4 protein-coding genes are annotated in these 8,832 nt (G+C 40.8%); 3 read left to right on the plus strand and 1 reads right to left on the minus strand.

The window, feature by feature from the left end; all coding sequences use genetic code 11:
• The first annotated feature begins 6 nt into the window (after positions 1–6).
• On the plus strand, positions 7–4,305 hold the full coding sequence (rpoC, locus tag QSE00_RS03315) for a DNA-directed RNA polymerase subunit beta' (protein ID WP_110356681.1): 4,299 nt from the start codon (positions 7–9) through the stop codon (positions 4,303–4,305).
• A 113-nt stretch (positions 4,306–4,418) separates the two neighbouring features.
• On the plus strand, positions 4,419–4,730 hold the full coding sequence (locus tag QSE00_RS03320; RefSeq protein WP_072863284.1) for a DUF3467 domain-containing protein: 312 nt from the start codon (positions 4,419–4,421) through the stop codon (positions 4,728–4,730).
• Between the two features lie 64 nt (positions 4,731–4,794).
• Here the strand turns inward: QSE00_RS03320 and QSE00_RS03325 are convergent, their stop codons facing one another.
• Positions 4,795–6,384: a peptide chain release factor 3 gene (locus tag QSE00_RS03325; RefSeq protein ID WP_286104855.1), complete on the minus strand. Its 1,590-nt coding sequence runs from the start codon at positions 6,382–6,384 to the stop codon at positions 4,795–4,797.
• A 618-nt stretch (positions 6,385–7,002) separates the two neighbouring features.
• Here QSE00_RS03325 and QSE00_RS03330 point away from each other — a divergent pair.
• A partial coding sequence (locus QSE00_RS03330; protein WP_459076830.1) for a thrombospondin type 3 repeat-containing protein occupies positions 7,003–8,832 on the plus strand: 1,830 nt, incomplete at its 3' end.

The raw sequence follows: 8,832 nt of genomic DNA on the forward strand, positions 1-8,832 counted from the left end.
ATAGTTATGGCTAGACTAAAAGATAATAATACCATTAAAAGGTTCGATAAAATTTCAATCGGTTTGGCATCTCCAGAAGCTATTTTGGCAGAGTCAAGAGGTGAGGTTTTAAAACCTGAAACTATTAACTATAGAACGCACAAGCCTGAGCGGGACGGTCTATTCTGTGAGCGTATTTTTGGTCCTGTAAAGGATTATGAATGTGCCTGTGGGAAATATAAGAGGATTCGTTACCGTGGTATTGTTTGTGATCGTTGTGGGGTAGAGGTCACGGAGAAAAAGGTACGTAGAGATAGGGTAGGACACATTAATTTGGTTGTTCCTGTTGCCCATATCTGGTATTTCCGTTCCTTGCCCAATAAAATTGGTTACCTATTGGGTTTGCCTTCCAAGAAATTGGATATGATTATTTACTACGAACGTTATGTAGTAATTCAGCCGGGTATTGCCAAGGGACCGGACGGTGAGGAAATCCAAAAAATGGATTTCTTGAGCGAAGAGGAATATTTGAATATATTGGAGTCTATTCCACAAGAGAATCAGTACTTGGAAGATACTGACCCGAACAAGTTTATCGCTAAAATGGGTGCGGAATGCTTAATTGATCTTTTGGCGAGAATAGACTTGAGCCAATTGTCCTATGAATTAAGACATAAGGCCAATACCGAAACTTCCAAACAGCGTAAGACCGAAGCCTTGAAAAGACTTCAAGTAGTGGAAGCCTTAAGGGAGTCTCAGGAAAATAGGGAGAACAGGCCGGATTGGATGATCATGAAGGTGATTCCTGTTATTCCACCGGAACTACGTCCTTTAGTACCGCTTGATGGTGGCCGTTTTGCAACCTCGGATTTAAATGACCTTTACAGAAGGGTTATTATAAGGAACAACCGTCTTAAAAGATTGGTCGAGATCAAGGCGCCAGAGGTGATTCTTAGAAATGAGAAGCGTATGCTTCAGGAGGCAGTTGATTCTTTATTTGACAACACACGTAAGGCATCTGCAGTTAAAACAGAATCCAATAGGCCACTAAAGTCACTTTCAGATTCACTGAAAGGAAAACAAGGTCGTTTCCGTCAAAACCTTTTGGGTAAACGTGTGGATTATTCCGCTCGTTCGGTAATCGTCGTTGGACCTGAAATGCAATTGTTTGAATGTGGTTTGCCCAAAGATATGGCAGCTGAACTTTACAAGCCTTTTGTTATCCGAAAGTTGATCGAAAGGGGTATTGTAAAAACGGTGAAATCTGCCAAGAAGATCATTGATAAGAAAGAACCTGTAGTTTGGGATATTCTTGAAAATGTTTTAAAAGGACACCCAGTATTGTTGAATCGTGCCCCTACATTGCACAGACTAGGTATTCAGGCGTTCCAGCCAAAGCTTATTGAAGGTAAGGCTATACGTTTGCACCCCTTGGTGTGTACTGCATTTAATGCGGATTTTGATGGGGATCAAATGGCAGTTCACTTGCCTTTGGGACCTGAAGCTATTTTGGAGGCACAACTTTTAATGTTGGCATCACATAATATTTTGAACCCTGCAAATGGTTCTCCTATTACCGTACCATCACAGGATATGGTCTTGGGACTTTATTATATGACCAAAGAAAGAAAGTCAACTCCAGAGGTAGCGGTAAAAGGAGAAGGTTTAACGTTCTATTCCTATGAAGAGGTGGTTATCGCCTTTAATGAAGGTAGGCTAGATCTTAATGCCGGTATAAAGGTACGTGCCAAAGATTTTAATGAGGCTGGTGAATTGGTCAATCAAATCATTCCAACAACAGTTGGTAGGGTATTGTTCAACATGGTAGTTCCAGAGCAGGCAGGATACATTAACGAGGTATTGAACAAAAAATCGCTTAGGGATATCATTGGTAATATATTAAGTGTTACCGATGTTCCAACAACAGCCGATTTCTTGGATAAAATAAAAACTATGGGATATGAATTCGCTTTTAAAGGTGGATTGTCCTTTAGTTTGGGAGATATTATTATTCCGCCTGAGAAGCATGAAATGATTGCGGATGCCAATACACAGGTAGATGGTATTATGGCCAACTATAACATGGGGCTTATAACCAATAACGAGCGTTACAATCAGGTAATTGACGTTTGGACATCTACCAATGCCATGTTAACGGAATTGGCTATGAAGCGTATCCGTGAGGATCAGCAAGGATTTAACTCTGTGTATATGATGTTGGATTCTGGTGCAAGGGGCTCCAAGGAGCAGATTCGCCAGTTGACCGGTATGCGTGGATTAATGGCAAAACCAAAAAAATCTACTGCTGGAGGTGGGGAGATCATTGAAAACCCCATTTTATCCAACTTTAAAGAGGGTCTTTCCATTCTTGAATACTTTATATCTACTCACGGTGCACGTAAAGGTCTTGCGGATACGGCGTTGAAAACGGCGGATGCAGGTTATCTTACACGTCGTTTGGTGGATGTTTCACAAGATGTAATTATCAATATTGAGGATTGTGAAACACTAAGAGGGGTTCAGGTTGAGGCCCTTAAGAAAAATGAAGAGATTGTTGAAACTTTAGGGGAACGTATCCTTGGAAGGGTTTCTTTACATGATGTTTATGATCCTATTTCTGAAGAATTGCTTTTAAAGGCAGGTCAGGAAATTATGGAATCGGATGTGAAGAAAATAGAAGCATCCCCAGTTGAAAAAGTAGAAGTGCGTTCTGCTCTTACATGTGAGGCACAGAAAGGTATCTGTGGTAAATGTTACGGAAGAAACTTGTCTACCAATAAAATGGTACAACGTGGTGAGGCTGTTGGTGTAGTAGCTGCACAGTCTATCGGTGAGCCAGGAACACAGTTAACATTGCGTACTTTCCACGTGGGAGGTATTGCAGGTAACATCTCTGAAGAAAATAAATTGGAAGCCAGATTTGCCGGTGTCGCTGAGATTGAAGATTTAAGGACAGTTTCCAGTCAGGATGGAGATGGTAAAAAATCAGAGATTGTAATTTCTAGGACATCAGAGATTAAGGTTGTGGATGCAAAATCTGGAATAACACTAAGTACCAACAACATTCCTTACGGTTCACAGTTGTTCATTAAGAATGGTGAAAAAATAGAGAAAGGTCAGGTTATTTGTTCTTGGGATCCTTACAACGGAGTTATTGTTTCAGAATTCCCAGGACAAATTGCATATGAGAATATTGAACAAGGTATTACGTATCAGGTAGAGATTGATGAACAGACTGGATTCCAAGAGAAAGTAATTTCAGAATCAAGGAACAAGAAATTAATACCTACCCTATTGATCAAAAACAATAAGGATGAAGTATTGCGTTCTTACAACCTTCCGGTTGGATCGCATATTATGGTAGATGATGGAGACAAGATCAATGAAGGTAAAATTTTGGTTAAGATACCGCGTAAATCAGCTAAGGCTGGGGATATTACGGGTGGTCTTCCAAGAGTTACCGAATTGTTCGAAGCCCGTAACCCATCCAACCCTGCTGTTGTTTCCGAGATTGATGGTGTTGTTTCCTTTGGTAAGATCAAAAGAGGTAACCGCGAGATCATTATCGAATCCAAATTGGGTGAGGTCAAGAAATACTTGGTTAAATTGTCCAATCAAATTCTTGTACAAGAAAATGATTACGTACGTGCAGGAATGCCATTGTCCGATGGATCAATCACTCCAGAGGATATCTTGGCCATCAAAGGACCTTCAGCGGTGCAACAATACTTGGTGAACGAAGTTCAGGAAGTATATCGATTGCAAGGGGTGAAGATCAATGATAAGCACTTTGAGGTAGTAGTGCGTCAAATGATGCGTAAAGTGCGTATAGAGGATCCGGGAGATACTATCTTCTTGGAAAATCAATTGGTTCACAAGGATGATTTCATCCAAGAGAACGATGAGATTTTCGGACAGAAAGTGGTAGAAGATGCGGGTGATTCCGAAAACTTAAAGCCGGGTCAGATTGTTAGTGCCCGTGAATTAAGGGATGAGAATTCGATTCTTAAACGTAACGATAAGAATTTGGTTACTGCAAGGGACGCTGTAGCGGCAACAGCTACACCAATCCTACAAGGAATTACACGTGCTTCCTTACAGACCAAATCATTTATTTCTGCCGCTTCTTTCCAGGAAACGACCAAAGTACTTAACGAAGCTGCTGTAAGCGGTAAGGTAGATACGCTGGAAGGATTGAAAGAAAACGTAATTGTTGGTCATAAAATCCCAGCAGGTACGGGAATGAGGGATTATGAAAATATCATTGTAGGTTCCAAGGAGGAATACGATGAAATCATGGCCCGAAAAGAGGAATTGAAATTCTAAATAATAAGAACCTCGGTGTTATTCACCGGGGTTTTTTTTTGGACAATTGACAATTTGTTTGTTACTTGTTCATTAGCTTTTAGTTAAATAGTAATAGATAATCATTTTTTATAATGAGTGATAAGGATCAAAATCAAAAACAGATCAACATAGAGCTGGATGAGAAAACGGCTGAGGGAATATATTCCAATTTGGCTATAATCAATCATTCCGTTTCAGAGTTTGTAGTGGATTTTATAAGCATGATGCCCGGGGCTCCCAAGGCAAAGGTGAAAAGTAGGATTGTGCTTACCCCCCAGCATGCCAAGAAATTCTTAAAGGCGCTTGGTGATAATGTGAGTCGCTTCGAAAAGGCACATGGAACAATAAAGGATTATGAGCAGCCTCCCATTCCATTGAATTTTGGACCAACGGGTGAAGCTTAAAAGCAATAAAAAAACCTTCTGTATTAGCAGAAGGTTTTTTGTTTTACGGGAATCTATATGTGATTTAATTGAATTCTGAAGTAAAATGAAGTTTTACGTTGGGGTATTTCTGCTGGGTCATCTGCAGTGAAAACTGGGAATCCGCAAGAAAAACAAGTTGCTTGCGTTTGTCCATGGCCAAAAACTTCTGCTTTACCCGTTTAAATTCCTTAAATTCCTCACTGTTCCTGTCCTTGGGGTCTACCCAACAAGCTTTGTAAACCGGGAAATTTTCATAAGTGCATTTGGCGGCATATTCGTGCTCCAAACGATATTGTATTACTTCAAATTGTAAGGCTCCCACAGTACCTATAACTTTTCTGTTGTTCATTTCCAAGGTGAATAACTGGGCAACCCCTTCATCCATTAATTGGTCAATTCCCTTGTTGAGCTGTTTGGCTTTCATGGGATCTGCATTATTGATATATCTAAAGTGTTCCGGGGAAAAGCTGGGGATACCTTTGTAGTGTAGAACTTCACCTTCCGTCAAGGTATCTCCAATTTTGAAATTTCCGGTATCATGTAATCCAACAATATCCCCAGGATAGGAAATATCCACAATTTCTTTTTTCTCGGCGAAAAATGCATTGGGACTGGAGAACTTCAAATTTTTGTTTTGTCGGACATGTAAATAGGGTTTGTTCCTTTCAAAAGTACCCGAAACTATTTTTATGAATGCTAGACGATCCCTGTGCTTTGGATCCATATTGGCGTGTATCTTAAATACAAAACCAGTTAATTCCTTTTCATTGGCCTCTACAAGGCGCTCTTCGGCCATTTTGGCCCGGGGCGAGGGGGCAATATCTATAAAACAATCCAACAGTTCACGCACTCCAAAATTGTTCAGGGCAGAACCAAAAAAAACGGGTTGCTGTGTTCCCTGGAGATAACTTTCCTTGTTGAAGGGGGGGTATACACCGTTGACCAATTCCAGGTTGTCCCTGAGCTCAGTGGCTGCTTTTGTACCTATAATTTCTTCTAACTGCGGGTTGTTAATATCGTCGAAAGCTATAGTGTCCTCAATATTCTTCTTACTGTCCCCACTAAAAAGATTGATGTTTTTTTCATAAATATTATAGATTCCTTTAAAATCATAACCCATGCCGATCGGGAAACTTAATGGGGTAACGGAAAGTCCCAATTTTTGCTCAACTTCGTCCAATAAATCGAAGGCATCTTTTCCTTCACGGTCCAATTTGTTGATGAATACGATCATTGGAATGTTCCGCATTCTACAAACTTCCACTAATTTTTCAGTTTGCTCCTCTACACCTTTTGCAACATCAACAACAACGATTACGCTGTCAACGGCAGTTAGGGTTCTAAAAGTATCTTCCGCAAAATCCTTGTGGCCTGGAGTGTCCAGTATATTTATTTTTTTGTCCTTGTAGAGAAAGGCAAGAACAGAGGTGGCAACTGAAATACCTCTTTGTTTTTCAATTTCCATAAAGTCACTGGTAGCAGTTTTCTTTATCTTATTGTTTTTAACAGCTCCGGCCTCCTGAATGGCACCCCCGAAAAGGAGTAGTTTTTCAGTAAGTGTAGTTTTTCCCGCATCGGGATGCGATATAATTCCGAAAGTCCTTCTTCTTTCAATTTGTTCCCTAAAACTCATTGATCTTTTGATTTCGGCAAAAATAAGTCAAATTAATTTTTTTCAACCAGCAAATATGGGTTAATGCAACAAAGAATTATTAATTGGCGGATATTTTGAATGTATAGGTAACAATTGGAGTCTTGTGTGGCTTTGGTTCTTGTGGTATCGATTTTATTCTTGAAATCTATATGACATTTGAATACGGTTGCCTTGCCCGTCCAGTGCCTATTGTGATCCAAATATTATTTTTGGGAATATTCTTAATTTTTGTATACCTTTTTTTAGGTATTAAAGTGAGTATATTTTAATCAAAATAGATAAAACCATTCGTCGGGTTTTGTTAAATGATAGGTCTGTAATGTATTTTTCACCAATGAAAAAGTTTAGGTCAAGTGTTGTTCAAATAATATTTTTTACAGGTTAATCATATTTTTTTCAAAGTTATTTTTGTAAATAATTAACACTTTGTCGAGTAATACGGTTATTGGCAGATTTTATATAATTTACAGATTGAAAACCTTATGAGTATTGATTTTTTAGATATATCTTGCATGTAATTTTGGAGTTGGCCCCAACTTCTTACATTTGTTTTTACCTATTATGCCATGGTGATCAGTTGATATAAAACTATCATTTATGGAGAATATTACTTTTGTGAAATATAGGAGCACTTTAGCCCGCTATTTTTCACTTATCGCTGTTATTTTTGTTTTTGGAAGTTCTTCCTCCTATGGGAATACCTATGTATATAATTTTAATTCTATTCATGGGGAACCCGTATTGCATGAAGACGATGATAAAGAAACATCAGATATCAAGGAAAATTCTTTGAATGGATTTTGGGATCTTTTTGCTATCGGTAATATTGAATTGTCTGGTAATGGCATGGCTTCAGCATTTGCTTTAAATCCTGGTAGTCCTCTTTCCACTACAATAATAGGTTCATCATCGGCTACAGCTGTGGATTCAGATGGGGATGGTGTGACCAATGATAAGGAAAATGAGGATGGTACGGATCCGAATAATCCTTGCGATTTTATTTTGGCCCATCAGAACTGTGCGCCGTCTACTGCTTGGAAGAATGCCGATTGCGACGGTGACGGAGTAACGAATAAAAAAGAAAAGTTGGATGGCACGGATCCGTTGGATCCCTGTGATTTTATATTGGCCCATCAGAACTGTGCGCCGTCTACTGCTTGGAAGAAGGCGGATTGTGACGGTGATGGCGTAACCAATGAAAAGGAAAAGGAAGACGGTACGGATTTATTGGACCCCTGTGATTTTATATTGGCCCACCAGAACTGCTCACCATCAACGGAATGGAAGAATGCGGATTGTGACGGTGATGGCGTAACCAATGAAAAGGAAAAGGAAGACGGTACGGATCCATTGGACCCCTGTGATTTTATTTTGGCCCACCAGAACTGCTCACCATCAACGGAATGGAAGAATGCGGACTGTGACGGGGATGGGGTAACCAACGAGGATGAGAAAGAAGATGGCACGGATCCATTGGACCCTTGCGATTACAACCCTGAACATATTACCTTGGCCCAGAGCGGCGACTATTTAACAGTTGACTGTGATGGGGACGGAGTAACCAATGGGGATGAGAAGGAAGATGGTACGGATCCATTGGATTCCTGCGATTTTGTATTGGCCCACCAAACTGTAGCTCCTTCCAATAGTTGGGACGAAGCTGACTGTGACGGGGATGGGGTAACCAACGAGGATGAGAAAGAAGATGGCACGGATCCATTGGACCCTTGCGATTACAACCCTGAACATATTACCTTGGCCCAGAGCGGCGACTATTTAACAGTTGACTGTGATGGGGACGGAGTAACCAATGGGGATGAGAAGGAAGATGGTACGGATCCATTGGATTCCTGCGATTTTGTATTGGCCCACCAAACTGTAGCTCCTTCCAATAGTTGGGACGAAGCTGACTGTGACGGGGATGGGGTAACCAACGAGGATGAGAAAGAAGATGGCACGGATCCATTGGACCCTTGCGATTACAACCCTGAACATATTACCTTGGCCCAGAGCGGCGACTATTTAACAGTTGATTGTGATGGGGACGGAGTAACCAATGGGGATGAGAAAGAAGATGGCACGGATCCATTGGACCCTTGCGATTACAACCCTGAACATATTACCTTGGCCCAGAGCGGCGACTATTTAACAGTTGATTGTGACGGGGACGGAGTAACCAATGGGGATGAGAAGGAAGACGGTACGGATCCATTGGATTCCTGCGATTTTGTATTGGCCCACCAAACTGTAGCTCCTTCCAATAGTTGGGACGAAGCGGACTGTGACGGGGATGGGGTAACCAACGGGGATGAGAAAGAAGATGGCACGGATCCATTGGACCCTTGCGATTACAACCCTGAACATATTACCTTGGCCCAGAGCGGCGACTATTTAACAGTTGATTGTGACGGGGACGGAGTAACCAAT

The organism is Arenibacter flavimaris, from assembly GCF_030291335.1.
In the GTDB taxonomy this organism is placed as follows: domain Bacteria; phylum Bacteroidota; class Bacteroidia; order Flavobacteriales; family Flavobacteriaceae; genus Arenibacter.

What these genes read in the sequence shown, in the direction of transcription:
- QSE00_RS03320 (WP_072863284.1), top strand. Translation starts at nt 4,419, where the DNA reads ATGAGTGATAAGGATCAAAATCAAAAACAGATCAACATAGAGCTGGAT.
- QSE00_RS03325 (WP_286104855.1), bottom strand. Translation starts at nt 6,384, where the DNA reads ATGAGTTTTAGGGAACAAATTGAAAGAAGAAGGACTTTCGGAATTATA.
- rpoC (WP_110356681.1), top strand. Translation starts at nt 7, where the DNA reads ATGGCTAGACTAAAAGATAATAATACCATTAAAAGGTTCGATAAAATT.